Origin of the sequence: Achromobacter piechaudii NBRC 102461, assembly GCF_001571245.1 — a bacterium.
In the GTDB taxonomy this organism is placed as follows: Bacteria; Pseudomonadota; Gammaproteobacteria; order Burkholderiales; family Burkholderiaceae_B; genus Achromobacter; species Achromobacter piechaudii.
Genome location: NZ_BCTK01000014.1, coordinates 1 through 15,992 on the forward strand (window position 1 = coordinate 1; position 15,992 = coordinate 15,992).

21 protein-coding genes are annotated in these 15,992 nt (G+C 62.4%); 14 read left to right on the forward strand and 7 right to left on the reverse strand.

The window, feature by feature from the left end; genetic code table 11:
* Window positions 1–73: 73 nt before the first annotated feature.
* From rpsJ to API01S_RS24715, 13 genes are all read left to right on the forward strand, one after another.
* Window positions 74–385 carry a 30S ribosomal protein S10 gene (gene rpsJ / locus API01S_RS24655; protein ID WP_003806903.1) on the forward strand — a complete coding sequence of 104 codons (312 nt, stop codon included), beginning with the start codon at window positions 74–76 and terminating at the stop codon, window positions 383–385.
* A gap of 373 nt (window positions 386–758) precedes the next feature.
* Entirely contained in the window at window positions 759–1,448 is a 690-nt protein-coding gene (rplC, locus tag API01S_RS24660) for a 50S ribosomal protein L3 (protein WP_039882538.1), read from the forward strand.
* A 4-nt stretch (window positions 1,449–1,452) separates the two neighbouring features.
* Window positions 1,453–2,073 carry a 50S ribosomal protein L4 gene (rplD, locus tag API01S_RS24665; RefSeq protein WP_006216558.1) on the forward strand — a complete coding sequence of 207 codons (621 nt, stop codon included), beginning with the start codon at window positions 1,453–1,455 and terminating at the stop codon, window positions 2,071–2,073.
* Entirely contained in the window at window positions 2,070–2,366 is a 297-nt protein-coding gene (gene rplW, locus API01S_RS24670) for a 50S ribosomal protein L23 (protein ID WP_006216557.1), read from the forward strand. The genes rplD and rplW overlap by 4 nt, the downstream gene beginning before the upstream one ends.
* Window positions 2,367–3,194 carry a 50S ribosomal protein L2 gene (gene rplB / locus API01S_RS24675; protein WP_006216556.1) on the forward strand — a complete coding sequence of 276 codons (828 nt, stop codon included), beginning with the start codon at window positions 2,367–2,369 and terminating at the stop codon, window positions 3,192–3,194.
* Window positions 3,195–3,206: 12 nt separating this feature from the next.
* Window positions 3,207–3,482 carry a 30S ribosomal protein S19 gene (gene rpsS, locus API01S_RS24680; RefSeq protein WP_006216555.1) on the forward strand — a complete coding sequence of 92 codons (276 nt, stop codon included), beginning with the start codon at window positions 3,207–3,209 and terminating at the stop codon, window positions 3,480–3,482.
* Window positions 3,483–3,485: 3 nt separating this feature from the next.
* The gene (rplV, locus tag API01S_RS24685; protein ID WP_006216554.1) at window positions 3,486–3,815 is read left to right on the forward strand and encodes a 50S ribosomal protein L22; all 330 of its coding nucleotides are present in this window, start codon (window positions 3,486–3,488) and stop codon (window positions 3,813–3,815) included.
* Window positions 3,816–3,824: 9 nt separating this feature from the next.
* Entirely contained in the window at window positions 3,825–4,619 is a 795-nt protein-coding gene (gene rpsC, locus API01S_RS24690) for a 30S ribosomal protein S3 (RefSeq protein WP_006216553.1), read from the forward strand.
* Window positions 4,620–4,621: 2 nt separating this feature from the next.
* Window positions 4,622–5,038, forward strand: a complete 417-nt coding sequence (rplP, locus tag API01S_RS24695; RefSeq protein ID WP_006216552.1) for a 50S ribosomal protein L16 — start codon at window positions 4,622–4,624, stop codon at window positions 5,036–5,038.
* An 11-nt stretch (window positions 5,039–5,049) separates the two neighbouring features.
* Window positions 5,050–5,241 (forward strand): 50S ribosomal protein L29, encoded by a 192-nt coding sequence (gene rpmC / locus API01S_RS24700; protein WP_003806912.1) that lies wholly within the window; start codon window positions 5,050–5,052, stop codon window positions 5,239–5,241.
* A gap of 2 nt (window positions 5,242–5,243) precedes the next feature.
* Window positions 5,244–5,525 carry a 30S ribosomal protein S17 gene (gene rpsQ / locus API01S_RS24705; protein ID WP_006216549.1) on the forward strand — a complete coding sequence of 94 codons (282 nt, stop codon included), beginning with the start codon at window positions 5,244–5,246 and terminating at the stop codon, window positions 5,523–5,525.
* Window positions 5,526–5,636: 111 nt separating this feature from the next.
* Entirely contained in the window at window positions 5,637–6,119 is a 483-nt protein-coding gene (locus tag API01S_RS24710) for a hypothetical protein (protein ID WP_231689347.1), read from the forward strand.
* A 163-nt stretch (window positions 6,120–6,282) separates the two neighbouring features.
* Window positions 6,283–6,723, forward strand: coding sequence for a hypothetical protein (locus API01S_RS24715; RefSeq protein WP_050728375.1), 441 nt, complete (start codon window positions 6,283–6,285; stop codon window positions 6,721–6,723).
* Between the two features lie 62 nt (window positions 6,724–6,785).
* Here the strand turns inward: API01S_RS24715 and API01S_RS24720 are convergent, their stop codons facing one another.
* Genes API01S_RS24720 through API01S_RS24745 form a run of 6 tightly spaced genes read right to left on the reverse strand, consistent with a single transcriptional unit; the run spans window position 6,786 to window position 12,491 of the window.
* Window positions 6,786–7,853, reverse strand: a complete 1,068-nt coding sequence (locus API01S_RS24720) for a branched-chain amino acid ABC transporter permease (RefSeq protein WP_050728376.1) — start codon at window positions 7,851–7,853, stop codon at window positions 6,786–6,788.
* A gap of 10 nt (window positions 7,854–7,863) precedes the next feature.
* Window positions 7,864–8,874 (reverse strand): branched-chain amino acid ABC transporter permease, encoded by a 1,011-nt coding sequence (locus API01S_RS24725; protein WP_050728377.1) that lies wholly within the window; start codon window positions 8,872–8,874, stop codon window positions 7,864–7,866.
* Entirely contained in the window at window positions 8,871–9,623 is a 753-nt protein-coding gene (locus API01S_RS24730; protein WP_050728378.1) for an ABC transporter ATP-binding protein, read from the reverse strand. Before API01S_RS24730 ends, API01S_RS24725 begins: the two co-directional genes overlap by 4 nt.
* Window positions 9,620–10,390 (reverse strand): ABC transporter ATP-binding protein, encoded by a 771-nt coding sequence (locus tag API01S_RS24735; protein WP_050728379.1) that lies wholly within the window; start codon window positions 10,388–10,390, stop codon window positions 9,620–9,622. The genes API01S_RS24730 and API01S_RS24735 overlap by 4 nt, the downstream gene beginning before the upstream one ends.
* Before the next feature lie 15 nt (window positions 10,391–10,405).
* Entirely contained in the window at window positions 10,406–11,578 is a 1,173-nt protein-coding gene (locus tag API01S_RS24740; protein WP_050728380.1) for a substrate-binding domain-containing protein, read from the reverse strand.
* 13 nt (window positions 11,579–11,591) lie between these two features.
* Window positions 11,592–12,491: an alpha/beta fold hydrolase gene (locus API01S_RS24745; protein WP_061306434.1), complete on the reverse strand. Its 900-nt coding sequence runs from the start codon at window positions 12,489–12,491 to the stop codon at window positions 11,592–11,594.
* Window positions 12,492–12,652: 161 nt separating this feature from the next.
* Here API01S_RS24745 and API01S_RS24750 point away from each other — a divergent pair, with 161 nt between their 5' ends.
* Window positions 12,653–13,612, forward strand: coding sequence for a helix-turn-helix domain-containing protein (locus API01S_RS24750; RefSeq protein ID WP_006216537.1), 960 nt, complete (start codon window positions 12,653–12,655; stop codon window positions 13,610–13,612).
* A 54-nt stretch (window positions 13,613–13,666) separates the two neighbouring features.
* On the opposite strand, the gene API01S_RS24755 is transcribed toward API01S_RS24750, so the two are convergent.
* Entirely contained in the window at window positions 13,667–15,835 is a 2,169-nt protein-coding gene (locus API01S_RS24755) for a metallophosphoesterase family protein (protein ID WP_050728382.1), read from the reverse strand.
* Between the last annotated feature and the right edge of the window lie 157 nt (window positions 15,836–15,992).

A 15,992-nucleotide genomic window follows, 5' to 3' on the forward strand; every position in this document is an offset into this window, starting at 1 on the left:
TTCGGATCACTAAGCAGCACACAACCAGCGAGGGCGCCTCGTCGCCTTCGCCTCTCGTTCTTTAGGAAACGCCATGAAAAACCAAAAGATCCGTATCCGCTTGAAAGCTTTCGATTACAAGCTGATCGATCAATCGGCCGCTGAAATCGTCGACACCGCCAAGCGTACCGGCGCCGTTGTCCGCGGCCCGGTGCCGCTGCCCACGCGTATCCGTCGCTACGACGTTCTGCGTTCGCCGCACGTCAACAAGACGTCGCGCGACCAGTTCGAAATCCGTACCCATCAGCGCCTGATGGACATCGTTGATCCCACCGACAAGACCGTTGACGCTCTGATGCGTCTGGACCTGCCGGCCGGCGTCGACGTCGAAATCGCGCTGCAGTAAGGCGAACCGAGCCTGCTACCTTCGCCGGTAGGCTCGTAAAAAATGGCCGTATTCCCCCGGGAGTGCGGCCATTTTGTTTTTGGTTTGTTCTTGGGTTGGCGCGGTCACAAAAAAGTGTGGCAAATGTGCCCGCCCTTACTGGCCCCAAGCCAGCTAAGTGCTTGTGTTGCCTGAAAAAATCATGCTAATATGCCAAGCTTGCCATTTTGTGGCAAGTCTAACTATGGGCGGATTGCATGAATTGCCGTTCTTTGCTGCAAGGCAAAGCGGACGTTGATGCGACACCAACCAGGTTGAACATAGTCGTAGGGCAAAGGCCGTTACCTTTTGCCTGATTAGCCCCGACCAATCGCAGTCGGGAATGGAGAAAACGATGTCGAATTCGACACCCACGCCCGCCGCTCACCGGCTGGGGCTGGTGGGTCGCAAGGTCGGCATGACCCGCATTTTTACCGAGGAAGGTGAATCCATCCCGGTAACCGTGCTGGACGTGTCTAACAACCGCGTGACCCAAGTTAAGTCGCTGGAAACCGACGGCTACGCCGCGATCCAAGTGGCTTATGGCACTCGTCGTGCCTCGCGTGTGGCTCAGCCGCAAACGGGCCACTACGCCAAAGCCGGCACTGAAGCCGGTAGCATCCTCAAAGAATTCCGCCTGGATCCCGCTCGCGCTGCTGAATTTGCAGCCGGTTCCGTGATCGCCGTGGAATCCGTGTTCGAAGCCGGCCAACAGGTCGACGTGACGGGCACGACCATTGGTAAAGGCTTCGCCGGTACCATCAAGCGTCACCACTTCGGTTCGCAACGCGCGTCGCACGGTAACTCCCGTTCGCACCGCGTCCCGGGCTCGATTGGTCAAGCACAAGATCCGGGCCGTATTTTCCCGGGTAAGCGCATGGCTGGTCACTTGGGTGATGTCACCCGCACCGTTCAAAACCTCGACGTCGTTCGCGTTGACGTTGAGCGCGGCCTGCTGCTGGTCAAGGGCGCTGTCCCCGGCCACGCTGGCGCCGACATCGTCGTGCGCCCGGCCATCAAGGCCCCGGCCAAGAAGGGAGCGTAAGTAAATGGATCTCAAGCTCCTGAACGACCAAGGTCAGGCCGCTGCTACGTTCAGCGCGCCCGATACGATCTTCGGCCGTGACTTCAACGAAGCGCTGATTCATCAGATCGTGGTGGCTTTCCAAGCCAATGCCCGTGCCGGCAACCGCGCTCAGAAGGATCGTGCCGAAGTTAAGCACTCGACCAAGAAGCCCTGGCGCCAGAAGGGTACCGGCCGCGCACGCGCTGGTATGACTTCGTCGCCGCTGTGGCGTGGCGGTGGTCGGATTTTCCCGAACTCGCCCGAAGAGAACTTCAGCCAGAAGGTCAACAAGAAGATGTACCGCGCCGGGATCCGTTCGATCCTGTCGCAACTGGCTCGTGAAGACCGTATCGCCGTTGTCGAATCGTTTGATCTGGAATCGCCCAAGACCAAGGCTGCTGCTGCAAAGCTGAAGAGCCTGGGCCTGGACTCGGTCCTGATCATCACCGACAGCGTTGATGAGAATGTTTACCTCGCCACCCGCAACCTGCCGCACGTTGCTGTTGTCGAGCCCCGTTATGCCGATCCGTTGTCGCTGGTCCACTACAAGAAAGTGCTGATCACCAAGCCGGCCATCGCTCAACTCGAGGAGATGCTGGGATGAACGCTGAACGCTTGATGCAAGTCATTCTGGCTCCGATCGTGACCGAAAAGGCCACGTTCGTCGCTGAGAAGAATCAGCAAGTCGCTTTCCGTGTCGTGGCTGACGCTACCAAGCCGGAAATCAAGGCTGCCGTCGAACTGCTCTTCAAGGTGCAGGTCGAGTCCGTGCAGGTCCTCAACCGTAAGGGCAAAGTCAAGCGCTTTGGCCGATTCGTTGGCCGTCGCCGTAATGAGCGCAAGGCTTACGTGTCGCTCAAGGACGGCCAGGAAATCGACTTTGCGGAGGTGAAGTAAATGGCCCTCGTAAAAGTTAAGCCGACTTCGGCTGGCCGCCGTGGCATGGTGAAGGTTGTTAGCCCGAACCTGCACAAGGGTGAGCCCTACGCGCCGCTGCTGGAAAAGAAGACCCGTGGTTCTGGCCGTAACAACAACGGTCACATCACGATCCGTCACCGTGGTGGTGGTCACAAGCAACACTACCGTGTCGTCGACTTCCGTCGCGACAAGGACGGTATCCCGGCAAAGGTCGAGCGTCTGGAATATGACCCCAACCGTACGGCGCACATTGCTCTGCTGTGCTACGCCGACGGCGAACGTCGTTACATCATCGCTCCGCGTGGTCTGGAAGTGGGCGCTACCTTGCTGTCGGGCACCGATGCTCCGATCCGCGCTGGTAACACCCTGCCGATCCGCAACATCCCGGTGGGTACGACGATTCACTGCGTCGAAATGCTGCCTGGCAAGGGTGCTCAAATGGTCCGTTCGGCCGGCGCTTCCGCCGTCCTGCTGGCTCGCGAAGGCATCTACGCTCAGGTTCGTCTGCGCTCGGGTGAAGTTCGCCGTGTGCACATCGAATGCCGCGCCACCATTGGTGAAGTCGGTAACGAAGAACACAGCCTGCGCCAAATCGGCAAGGCCGGTGCAATGCGTTGGCGCGGTATCCGCCCGACGGTTCGTGGCGTTGCCATGAACCCGGTGGATCACCCGCACGGTGGCGGCGAAGGCCGTACCGGTGAAGCACGCGAGCCGGTCAGCCCGTGGGGCACCCCGGCGAAGGGTTTCAAGACCCGTCGCAACAAGCGGACGAACAATATGATCGTCCAACGGCGCAAGCGCAAGTAAGAGGCGAACACTATGTCACGTTCGATCAAGAAAGGCCCGTTTGTCGATGCTCACCTGATCAAAAAGGTGGACACGGCCGTCGCGGGCAAAGACAAGAAGCCGATCAAGACCTGGTCGCGTCGTTCCACGATCCTGCCCGAGTTCATCGGTCTGACGATCGCGGTCCACAACGGCAAGCAGCATGTCCCCGTGTACATCAACGAGAACATGGTCGGTCACAAGCTGGGCGAGTTCGCGCTGACCCGTACGTTCAAGGGTCACGCTGCGGACAAGAAGGCGAAGAGGTAAGCGATGGAAACTACTGCCATTATCCGTGGGGTGCACATCTCGGCACAGAAGACCCGCCTGGTTGCGGACATGATCCGTGGTCAGAAGGTCGGCCGTGCCCTGGAAATCCTCACCTTCTCGCCGAAGAAGGCGGCCGTCATCCTGAAGAAGGCTGTCGAGTCCGCCATCGCCAACGCCGAGCACAACGACGGCGCCGATATCGACGAACTGAAAGTCACCACGATTTTTGTGGACAAGGCTCAGTCGATGAAGCGCTTCTCCGCTCGCGCCAAGGGCCGCGGCAACCGTATCGAGAAGCAGACCTGCCATATCACGGTCAAGGTCGGAGCTTAAGGAGTCACGATGGGTCAGAAAATTCACCCCACTGGGTTCCGTCTCGCGGTCACCCGTAATTGGTCCTCGCGTTGGTTCGCCGACGACAAGGCCTTCGGCACGATGCTTGCCGAAGACATTCGCGTTCGCGAGTACCTGAAGAAGAAGCTCAAGAGCGCCTCCGTTGGTCGCGTGATCATCGAGCGTCCGGCCAAGAATGCCCGCATCACCGTCTACTCGGCTCGTCCGGGCGTGGTGATCGGCAAGCGCGGCGAAGACATCGAAAGCCTGAAGGCTGATCTGCAGCGTCTGATGGGCGTGCCCGTGCACGTCAACATCGAAGAAATCCGCAAGCCGGAAACCGATGCTCAACTGATCGCCGACTCGATCTCGCAACAGCTCGAGAAGCGCATCATGTTCCGTCGCGCAATGAAGCGCGCGATGCAAAACGCGATGCGTCTGGGTGCCCAAGGCATCAAGATCATGAGCTCGGGCCGTCTGAACGGTATCGAAATTGCTCGCACCGAGTGGTATCGCGAAGGCCGTGTGCCGCTGCACACCCTCAAGGCCAACATCGACTACGGCACCTCTGAAGCCCACACCACGTATGGCGTGATCGGCATCAAGGTCTGGGTCTACAAGGGCGACATGCTGGCTAACGGCGAATTGCCGCCGGAAACCGCTGCCCCGCGCGAAGAAGAACGTCGTCCGCGCCGCGCTCCGCGTGGTGATCGTCCGGACGGTGCTCGCACCGGTCGTCCGGGTGGTCGTGGTCGTGGTGGTCCCCGCAAGGCGGACGCTGCTCCGGCGCCTGAAGGAGAATAACCATGCTGCAACCCTCTCGCAGAAAGTATCGCAAAGAGCAGAAGGGCCGCAACACCGGTCTGGCGACGCGTGGTACCCACGTGTCGTTCGGCGAATTCGGTCTGAAGGCCACCGGCCGTGGCCGTCTGACCGCTCGCCAGATCGAAGCCGCTCGTCGTGCTATCAATCGTCACATCAAGCGTGGCGGCCGTATCTGGATTCGCATTTTCCCGGATAAGCCCATCTCGCAGAAGCCCGCCGAAGTCCGTATGGGTAACGGTAAGGGTAATCCTGAGTACTGGGTCGCTGAAATTCAGCCCGGCAAAGTGCTCTACGAAATGGAAGGTGTGAGCGAAGAGATCGCGCGTGAAGCTTTCCGCCTGGCCGCTGCCAAGCTGCCGATTTCGACCACGTTCGTCGCGCGTCATATCGGTGCTTAAGGAGTACTAACATGAAAGCTAGCGAACTCCGTTCGAAAGACGCCGCCGAGCTCGGCAAAGAGCTCGAAAGCCTGCTGAAGGCACAATTCGGTCTGCGTATGCAGAAGGCCACGCAGCAACTGGCCAACACCAGCCAGCTGCGCAACGTGCGTCGCGACATCGCGCGCGTTCGTACCTTGCTGACCGAGAAGGCAGGGAAATAAACATGAGCGAAACTCAAAACACCCAAGTGGCCAAGCGCCAGCGTACGCTGGTTGGCAAGGTCGTCAGCAACAAGATGGACAAGACTGTCGTTGTGCTCGTCGAGCGCCGCGTCAAGCACCCCATCTTCGGCAAGATCATCATGCGTTCCGCGAAGTACAAGGCGCACGATGAATCGAACCAATACAACGAAGGCGATACGGTTGAAATCGCTGAAGGCCGTCCCATCTCGCGCTCGAAGTCGTGGCGTGTGGTGCGTCTGGTTGAAGCCGCACGTATCATCTAAGTGATGCAGTCATCGGAACGGTTCGCCGTTCTGATATAAAACGGCAAGGGCTAAACCCCTTGCCGTTTTTTTTCGTCCTCGGAATCTATGTCGATGCGGTTCACGAACACCATGCGCAATGCCGTCACGGCTCAGGTCCTTGCGGCCGCGCTTTGCTTGTCGGGCGCGGCGCAAGCGCAGCCGGCCAAGCCCGAGGCCTCTGGCTCTGCTTCGGCCCCCGACGATTCCCGCATTGGAAAGAACGTGTTGAACGCAGGCCCCGAGCCTCGGGTAAAACCCAGTCCGGGATCTCGCGACCACGCCGCCATTTTTGGATCCGACGATGAGGACGAGCAGGCCTTGGCATCGCAGGAGCAGGCCCTGGAGGCGCAGCGCAACCAGTTCATGATGCTTGAACGCCTGTTGAACCAGAAGCCGTCGAGCGCAGGGCCTGCGCCACCCGCGATGATCCCGCTGAATACGGGCACCACGATGCGCCCTTTGCAACCGTCGCCGTCCGGCTCGCAGTTGGACCGTGGCAGCATCGATGACATGCAGCGGCGCGTAGACAGTCTTCGGCGCGACGCGGAGTCGCTGCGCCAAACGGGAAAATAGCCGCCGCAGGACCGCGCCGGCCGCGCGCTATCGTCCGGCCCGCGCGCGTTGAAACGCAGCGTATCAACTGTCGACGCCGACCAGGTAAACGACCCCCAGGATCCTGATATAAATCCTGTCAGCGCACGTCGCGCTGACAATTCTGACCTCGGGAGTTGCAACCATGATCTGGTCTGCGGGCAAGCTTGGCATTGCGGGTTTCATGGTGTGCGCGAGTGCGGCGTTTGCCGTACCAGCAAGCGCGCAAACCCTGGTGTTGAAGGACGGGGATATATCCCGCCCCGTCTATGACAGCGTGCTGGTGGTGGGGTCTGGCGGTCGGGTGAGCACCGGTCCGGAAGTGCGGGAATTGCGGCAAGCACTGGATCAGATCCGTGAGCAAGCGCGCACGGCGAACGATCTGAAAAACGAGAACCGGGCGCTGCAACGCAAAGTCGATGAGCAGGACAAGAAGCTTGCCGCGATCGAACGCAAGCAAAGCGATAGCAGCCGTAGCAGCGCCAGCAACAACAACAGCGCGAATGATCGGCAGTTCAGCGCCATGCAGCGGCAGATCGACCAGTTGAGCCGCGACCTGGATCGACTGCGCAGCAAGGTCAAGTAAGACCGGACGTTCCGGGCGCGGCGGGTTGAGCCCGAACGCGCCCGGATGCGAACGTCCCGACGCTAGCGCCTTCGCGCGAATTCGCGAAGCCGGCCCGCGATGCCCGTGGGGAAGTAATACACCGACACCACGAACAGGATCCCCAGCCATAGCAGCCAGCGATCAGGTTCGAACAGCAGCGCCAGCGGCGCCACGCCCGTGACCGCATCATGGATGACGTGCAGGCCGTCTTGCAGATAGCTTTGCGCGAACACGAAGAGGCTCGCGCCTACCACTGCCCCATACATCGTGCCCATGCCGCCTATCACCAGCATCAGCAGGATGTTCAGCATGATCTCGAACGACAGCGAGGTATCGGGGCCGTTATAGCGCAGCCACAATGCGTACAGCGCGCCGGCCAGCGTGGCGAACGCGGCGGCAAGCAGATTGGACAGGCTGCGGTACAACACCGTGCGGTAACCGATGGCCTCGGCGCGGAACGGGTTTTCGCGTATGGCCTGCAACACCCGGCCGAACGGTGAATTGACGATGCGCAGCAGCATCAGGAACAGCACGACGCACACGGCCGCAATCAGGTAATAGGTGATGATGCGACCGTCGATCGTCACACCAAATACGGGCTCGGACAAGGGCCGGAAGGCCGGGCGCAGCCATTGCGGCACCTTGAAGTTCAAGCCGTCTTCGCCGCCCGTCAACGTCGACAACTGCGACACCAGCGTCTGAAACGCCGCGGCAACCGCCAGCGTGATCATGGCGTAGAAGATGGCTCGTACGCGCAGGCTTGCCAGGCCGATCAACAGCGCAAAGGCCAACGACACGATCAGCCCCGCGCCTACCCCCGCGAACACGGCGGTCCACCCCGGCTCCATTCGGATGCTGGCAATCGCCACGCCATAGGCGCCGATGCCGAAGAACATCGTGTGCGCAAAGCTCACGATGCCGGTGTAGCCCAGCAGCAGGTCATAGCTGGCCACCAGGATGATGAACACCAGGATCTTGGCCGCCACCGCCAACGACTTGGGCCCGGGGAACAAAAAGGGCGCGGTGGCGAGCAGGGCGACTATCGCGATCAGCGCAAGCGCCAGCAGCGGGCTGCGCGGCGGGTCGCCGGAGAGCAGGCGGAATGACATGGCGCGGCTCCTAGCGGTTCGTGACGGGATACACGCCTTGGGGCCGCCACAACAAGATGGCGACCATCAACGCGATGTTCGAGAACAGGGCGGCCTTGGGCAGCAGGAAGCCGGTGTAGTTGGCCATGAGGCCTACCAGCAGCGCCCCGATCAGGCAGCCCACGGTCGACCCCAGCCCGCCAATCATGATGACGATGAAGATCAGCACGTTCACCTGCGCGCCCAATTGCGGCACGACCGATTGCTGGTACATGCCCCACAACACGCCGCCCAGGCCGGCCAACATCGAACCCGCGACAAACACGCCCACGAACAAATGGCGGATGCGGTAGCCCAGGCTTTCGACCATCTCCCGGTCTTCGACCCCAGCCCGGATCAAGAGGCCCAGCTTGGTCCGATTCAACAGCCAGAGCATGCCGCCCAGCACCAGCACGCCCACCACCAGCGCCACGATCCGGAATTTCTCGATGGCGGCATCGCCCAGCAGGAACGCGCCACGCAAGGCCTGCGGCAGCGGCAGCGACAAGGTTTGCGGACCCCAGATCATCTTGATGATCTCTTCGCCGATGATCATGCCGCCCATCGTGATCAGGATCTGCTTCAGATGCTGTCCATATACGGGCCGCACGATCACGCGCTCAAAGGCCAGCCCGACCGCGCCGGCCACCAGCATGCCGACGATCATGGCCGGCAGGACAGCCGCCAGGTTCATCCACAGGCTGCCTGTCTGGGTCCAATCGGACATCGACCCCAGCACGGTCGCCGCCATGTATGCGCCGATGGCGATGAACAGGCCGTGGCCGAAGTTCAAGACATCCATCAAGCCGAATACCAGCGTCATGCCGGAGGCGACGATGAAGATGATCATGCCCATCGCCAAGCCGGCCAGGGTCAGGGTGATCCACGTTGAAAACGAACCTACCAGCGGCAGCGCAAGCGCCGCCAGCGCCACCACCAGCAAAACAGGGCGCAGGTCCGCGCGCACGCGAGGCAGCGGCGTGTCGAAATCCAAGGTACTCATTGATGGCTTCCCAACGATAGGCCCAGCAACCGCGTCTGTAGCGCGTCGTCTTGCGCGAGCGCCTGCATGCCGCCCGCGTGGACGACGCGGCCGTTATCCATGACGGCGACGTGGTCCCCGACGAGGCGGGCAAAGTTGAAGTTCTGCTCGACCAGCAAAATGGTCGTGGACGCTTGTTTGAGTTCGATGAAGGCGTCAATCATGTTCTGAATGATGGCGGGCGCCAGGCCTTTGCTGGGCTCGTCGATCAACAACAGGCGGCGCGGTTCGATGATGGCGCGCGCAACCGCAAGCATCTGCTTCTGTCCGCCCGACAGCTTGCCCGCGGGATGTAGCCAGAATTTCTTCAGCGCGGGGAAGAAGCCGAATATCCATTCCAGGCGCGTCGTATCCAGCTGGTCCGCGTTTCTGGCCTGGCGCGCGGCCAGCAGGATGTTTTCCTTGACCGACAGGTCGGCGAAGATGCCCATGTTCTCGGGCACGTAGGCCATGCCCATGCGCGCCATGTCGGGCGGCGATTTGCGCGAGCCCGGCCCACCGATATCCGCCCCGTCAAACCGGATCTGGCCTTGCGACGCACGCCACAGTCCCATGATGGTGCGCAGCGTCGTCGTCTTGCCGGCTCCGTTGCGGCCCAGCAGCATGGTGACGGCGGCGGCCGGTACGGCAAGATCCACCCCGTGCAGGATGTGATAAGCGCCGATGTGCGTGTGTACGTCTTGCAGTTCAAGCAGCAGGGGCGCGCTCATGCCGGTGTCTCCGTGGGCGCGACGCCCAGGTACGCCTGCTGCACGATGGGCGAGGCGATGACGGCGGCGGGTTCGCCATCGGCCATCAGCTGGCCGTTGTGCAGCACGACGATGCGGTCGGCCAGTTCGCGAACCACGTCCATTTTGTGTTCGACGAGCAATATCGTTTTTGAAGGATCGTTCTTGATTTCGCGGATCAGGTCCAGCACCACGGGCACGTCGTCCACGCTCATGCCGGCCGTGGGCTCGTCGAACATGAACACCTGCGGTTCCAGGGCGATCAGCATCGCGATCTCCAGCTTGCGCTGGTCTCCGTGCGGCAGGTCGGCGGCGGCCTGGTCGCGGCGCGCCATCAGGCGCGTCCGCTCCAGCAACGCATCGGCGCGCGCCAGCAGCTGGCGGTCGTCGTCCCAGACGCGCCAGAAGCGGATCTGGCGCCAGCTCATGCCTTGCTGGCGGGACTGCAACGCCAGCCGAACGTTCTCGTGCACGGTCAATCGGGGAAACAGCTGCGTCAGCTGGAAGGCGCGGCCCAGGCCGGCGTGCATGCGTGCGGGGGCCGACAGCGAGGTCAGGTCACGGCCATTGAGCCTGACCGAACCGGCGCTGGCGCGCAGTTGGCCCGAGATCAGGTTGAAGTAGGTGGTCTTGCCCGCGCCATTCGGCCCGACGATGGCCGTCAGCGTGCCGGGTGTGTAGCGGCAGCTGACGTCGTTGACGGCCACGTGCCCGCCGAAGCGGATGGTGAGCGATTGCGTTTCCAGCATTGCGGCAACCGGCCTTCAGCGCTTGTTCTGGATTGGCACGTTCATCTGATCCGGCGTGATTTCCTTGACCAGATCCTGCACGGCCCACGGCACCGACGGGTCGTTCTTGATGCGGAAGTGGTACATGGATTGCATGGCCTGGTGGTCCTCGGGCCGGAAGGTCATCTTGCCTTTGGGCGTGTCAAAGCTCATGCCTTCCATCGCTTTGATCAGCTTGTCGGTGTCGGAGTCGCCGGCCGTCTTGTTCAGCGCCGCCACGATGGCGATGCCGGACGACATGCCGCCAGCGGTGAAGAAGTCGGGCGGTTGGCCGTAGCGCTTCTGGTGTTCGGCGACCAGCCAGTCATTGATCGGGTTCTTCGGGATGCCGTAGTAGTAATACGTGGCGCCCTCCATGCCGGCCAGGGATTTCAGCGGTGTCATGGCGGCCAGCGTGTTGCCGCCCGTGGCGATTTCGATGCCGAAGCGCTTGGGATCCAGGTCGGCGATCTTGAACGGGTTGCCCGCGCCCGCCCACAGGATGAAGATGATCTTGCGGCCCGGCTTGTCCTTCAATGCGTCGAACAGGCGCTGCGCCCCGGCGGTGAAGTCGGTGGCGTTGGCGGGCAGGTATTCCTCGTGCACGATCTTGGCGTTCTTGAGCGCGCCTTTGAAAGCCTTCACGCCATCGCGGCCAAAGGCGTAGTCTTGCGCCAGCATGGCGATGGACGTGCCGGCCTGGTCGAAGGCGACCGCGTTGGCGATGGCGTCCTGCGACGAATTGCGGCCGGTGCGGAAGATGTACTTGTTCCACTTTTCGCCCGTGATCGAATCGGCTACGGCGGGCTCGACCAGCAAGATCTTTTCGTACTCTTCGGCGATGGGCAGCATTGCCAGCGCGACACCCGACGAGGTCGGGCCCACGGCGATGTCTGCGTTGTCATCGGCATAGGCGGAAGCCAACTGCGCGCGCGCCACGTCCGGCTTGCCCTGGTTGTCCTTTTCGATGACGCGTATCTTGCGGCCGGCGACGGTCATGGTGCCTTGCGTGGCGTATTCCAGGCCCAGCATCAGACCGTTCTGCGTCTGCTTGGCATAGGCCTCCAGCGGTCCGGTCTTGTCATAGACATGGGCCACGACGAAATCCTTGGCGACAGCCGCCGAGCTCATGCAAAGCGCCGCAAGCGCGGCAAGCAATATGCGATTCATGGGAAGTCTCCTGTTATGAGTGGGTCTGCGCGTTCGCCGTGTGGTCCGGCGTGGCAAGGAATTGGCGGATGGCGTCGATCTGCGGTGCTACGTTCAGCGCGGGGGCGTGGCCGCAGTTGGGAAAGTCGATGCGTTGCGCGCGCGGGCCGCGCTGCGTCATTGCATGGGCGACCTCGGGCAACAGCAGGTCGGATTCGGCGCCGCGCAACAGCAACAGCGGCATGCGCAGCGTGTCATAACCGCTCCAGCGCTGGTAGTCGTCGGGATGATGCGTGAACTGGCCGACGATGGCCGGGTCGTAGTGCGCCGTGATGCGGCCGTCGGGCAGCCGGCGTACCGAGGTTTCCGTCATGCGGCGCCATTGTTCGTCGCTCTGCCAGCCGTAGGGCTTGTAGGCCACGCGCAGCCAGGCTTCGAGTTCGGTGACGGTGTCGAACGCTGGCGGACTGCCCGCATACGCCAGGATGCGTTCGATGGCGGCGGCGGGCAGCTCGGGGCCGATGTCGTTGACCACCAGGTGCGAGATCCGGTCGCGCAAGGTCGTGGCGGCGGCGTGCATGCCGGTGGCTCCGCCCATCGACGTGCCCACCCAGCGCATGCGATCGATCGACAGGCCATCGGCCAGCGCGCGCGCCAGCCGTGCATAGAAGTCCAGTTGGTATTCCGCAGCGGGATCGGGGCTCCATTGCGACAGGCCGCGTCCGATCGTATCGGGGCAGATGATGCGGTAGTCGCTGGCGAGCGCGCAGGCGAGCTCATCGAAGTCGCGCCCGGTGCGGGCGAGCCCATGCCACATGATGACGGGTGGTGCGTCGGCCGCTCCCCATTCCATGTAGTGCAGTTCGCGGCCCTCGCAGCGCAGATAGCGCGAGATCGGCGCCAAGCGCGCGGCCGTTGCAGGCGCGTTTGCCATGAGTCTCCTCCCGGGTTGTCCAGGTTGTGTGCTTATCGGGCTGACTATAGACTTGCGCCAGAAGCCATCACAATGCGCCGGCCGCCCCAGAGCAGGGTGAGTCAACAAGTTGTAGACGCAAGATCAATTTGCGCTTCTTGCCGCGACCAGGAGACCGCGCCATGCCCGATACGCAGTTCGCCATCTCGGCCACCGCCGGCGCTGATGGGCGCGAGCAATGGCGCGCCGCCTTGTCCGACGCGTTCGGCCCATTCGAAGTGCATCGCGGTGCGCCGGCGCACTTCGCCGGCCACGTCCGCTATGCGCGCCGCGCCAGCCTGCAATTCAACGACCTGCACTATCAGGGACAGAAGCTGGAACGCACTGCGGGCAATGTGTCGCGGCTGGACCAGGAGTTCTACACGTTCGGCCTGCCGCTGGCGGGACCGCTGGCCGTGCAGCAGCAGGGCCGGGAGTTCCAGGTCGAACCCGGTTGCGTGTACCTGATGAACCAGAGCCTGCCGTATCAGGCGACGGCATTGGGGGCGTCGGGGTACCGCAGCCTGAGCGTGTCCTTTCCACGCAGCGCGCTGTCGCAGCGCGACTCCCGGATCGGCGCGTTCTACAAGCTTCGCGTGGATGACGGATCGCCGCGTGGCGCCATGCTGGCCAGCTACATGGATCATCTGTTCAAGGGTATGGGCGGCTGGTCGGATACGGAAGTGACCGAGCTGGGCGAACGTCTGATCGATCTGATCGTGCTGTTTCTGGTGCAACCCGGGCAGGGGCATGCGTCCGAGTCGGACAGCAGCGTCACCTTGGCGCACCGCCAGCGCGTGCTGGCCTACATGCGCCAGCATCTGGCGGACCCGGCGTTGTCGCCGCAGCAGGTGGCGCAGGGCTGCGGCATCTCGGTCGCGTACCTGCATCGCATCCTGCGAGCGGGCGGGCTGTCGGCGGAGTCCTTCATCTTTGACCAGCGTCTGGACAAGTGCCGCGAGCTGTTGCTCAGTCCGCTGCATCGGCACCGCAGCATCGCGGAGCTGGCGTACCAGGTGGGGTTTTCGCATCCGTCCCATTTCAGCCGCTTGTTCAAGCACCGATTCGGCATGACGCCTCGGGACATGCGCGCGCGCGGATAAAAAAAGCGGCTCACTGATCGTGAGCCGCTTTGCCTTCAGACCCGCCAGCCGGGCTTAGAACGGCGAGGGCTGATTGGACAGGTTGACAATGCTGTTGCTCGTCAGGTCCAGACGGATATGCTCCGACGGCGCGCCGGCCGCCAGTTTCAGCATGATGGCCATCAGGGGCTTGAAGCGCGCCTTGAAAAGATCGGCCAGCGTGCTGGCGTTGCTGACGCTGTTGCCATTCATCTGCACTGCCGAGTTGGTCTGGGCCAGCGCAAGCGCCAGCAGCTTGTACTGATTGGCGCGCTGGGCCGGGATGTCGGCGAACGCCAGGTCGCCCGCGTTGGCGATGCGCACGAAGTCACCGGCCATGTCCAGGGCCTTCCATTGCGCGAAGTCCGATAGCTGCATGCCGTTGGCTTGCGCCAGGGCCTGCGCGCGGCTTTGCGCGTCGGCCAGGTTGCCGGCATAGGCCGCGTTGGCGGCGCCGCTGCCTCCGCCTTCCGCCAGGCACGCGAAGAATGCCGGCGTCAGATTGTTCTGATTGCCGGTGTTGGCCAGTTCCTTGAGCGTGACGGTGGTTTGCAGCTGCGACAGCGTCAAGAGGTCGGCGCCGGTCAGCGGGCTCTTGACCAGTTCGCGCATTTCGCAGCGCCAGTCATCGTTGAGCAGGCGCAGGCGCACCAGTTCGCTCATGTAGCGATAGGTGAAGTCGCCATAGTCCTTGGCGTCCAGGATCGAGACGTCCCAGCGCGGGGGCGTGGTGTAGGCGTTTTCGGCACGGTACAGGTCGAACAGTTCGTCAAAGCGCGGCACCTTGTCCAGGCGGATGGTCTGCACTTCGATCTGGTCGGCGCTTTGCAGCGTCATCAGCTTGTAGGCCGGCACGTAAGCGGCCATGGACGGCGCCTGGATGTTGAACAGCGCCGTGTCGCCGCCGTAGTTGCGCGCCGCCATGTCGTTAAAGTGCATGTGGCCGCCCACGTGTACTTTCAGCCCAGTCTCGGCCAGCGCACGCGTGGTGTTCTCTGCGGGGCGACGGACCATCTGCATCTTGTTGGCGCCCAGCAGTGCTTCGATGTCGTCCGACGCGCCATTGAAGAATTCCGTCATCGGAAAGTGGCTGAACGCGATCACCTGCTTGCCCTGCGCCTTGCCGCGCGCGACGACGTCGGTCAGCCATTTGATGACGTGGGCCTTGTGCGTGAGCATCTTGTTGTAGCCCTGGTCGCCCGAGCCGGTGAAGTCGTTCGCGCCCATGCCTGTAGGCACATAGACGTTGGCGTCGATGCCGACCAGCCAGACACCCTTGACGGGCTCGACCACGTAGGACGTGTCGGGCACCATCTTGCACAAGGTGTAGTTCTGCGGCTTGTTCGGGCCACCCGTGCCTTCGGCGCAGATCTCGTACTGGCGGTTGACCCAGTTGGCTTGCGACAGGGCCGTTTCATATTCGTAGTCTTCGTACTTGTACGTGCTGTACGGCGTTTCGTAATAGACGTTTTGCGGCTGCGGCATGAAGCCATGCTGCTTGAGCGCGTCGGTGATGCCGGCGTAACCCATGTGCAGCACTTCTTCGGTGCAATACGTGTTGCCGATGCGCGCCCAGTCGCCGCTGTAAGGCGTGCTGCATGCAGTGTTGCCGCCACGGCTGTAGATGGGCTGCGAGAAACCGATGGCGCCGCTGACCGGGTCCAGGCCCAGGTAGTCGCTCTTGCCGGCGGCCTGGTTGAACGGGCGGTTGGGGTCATGATTGCCGGGCGCAGCGAAGAACTGGATGCCGTGCTTCTTCGAATAGTCATCCATGATCTTGACCAGGCCGCGCATGTGCACGGGTTGGCCGTCGTCGGAGAAGTCTCCCGGCAACGCGATGAGCTTCACGCCGCGCTTGGCGGCGTCATCCAGTGCGGCCAGGAAGGCGAAGTAGTTTTCGTTGAACAGCCGGGTCGACGTGAGTTGCGCGTACATCGTCCGGATGGTGGCGTTGTCGCCATGCTTCGGATTGGGGATGCCGGGAAACGAGCCATCCTTGAAGTCGGCATAGACGTCGTGGAAGTGGATGTCGGGCATGAACGCAACTTGCACGGGGGCGGGCGGTGCGACGGGCGTTTCGGCGGCGGGTGGCGGCGTCGGGGCGACCGGGGTGTTGTCGTTGTCATCGTCGCCGCCGCAAGCGGCGAGCAAGGCCACGAGAGAGGCGACGCCTGCCGTGCGGGCAAAGCGGGAAAGGGCGTTCATTGCGCGTACATGTCCTGAAAAGTGGGTCGGCAGCGCCGGGTGCAAGGTCAGCTGCCTGTCAGCGAGGCGCAATGGTGGCCAAGGCCCATGACAGCATCATGAAACGCGCCGCTTTTGCGGGACGAAAAAAAAGCCCCTTGCGGGGCTTTTGGTCTGA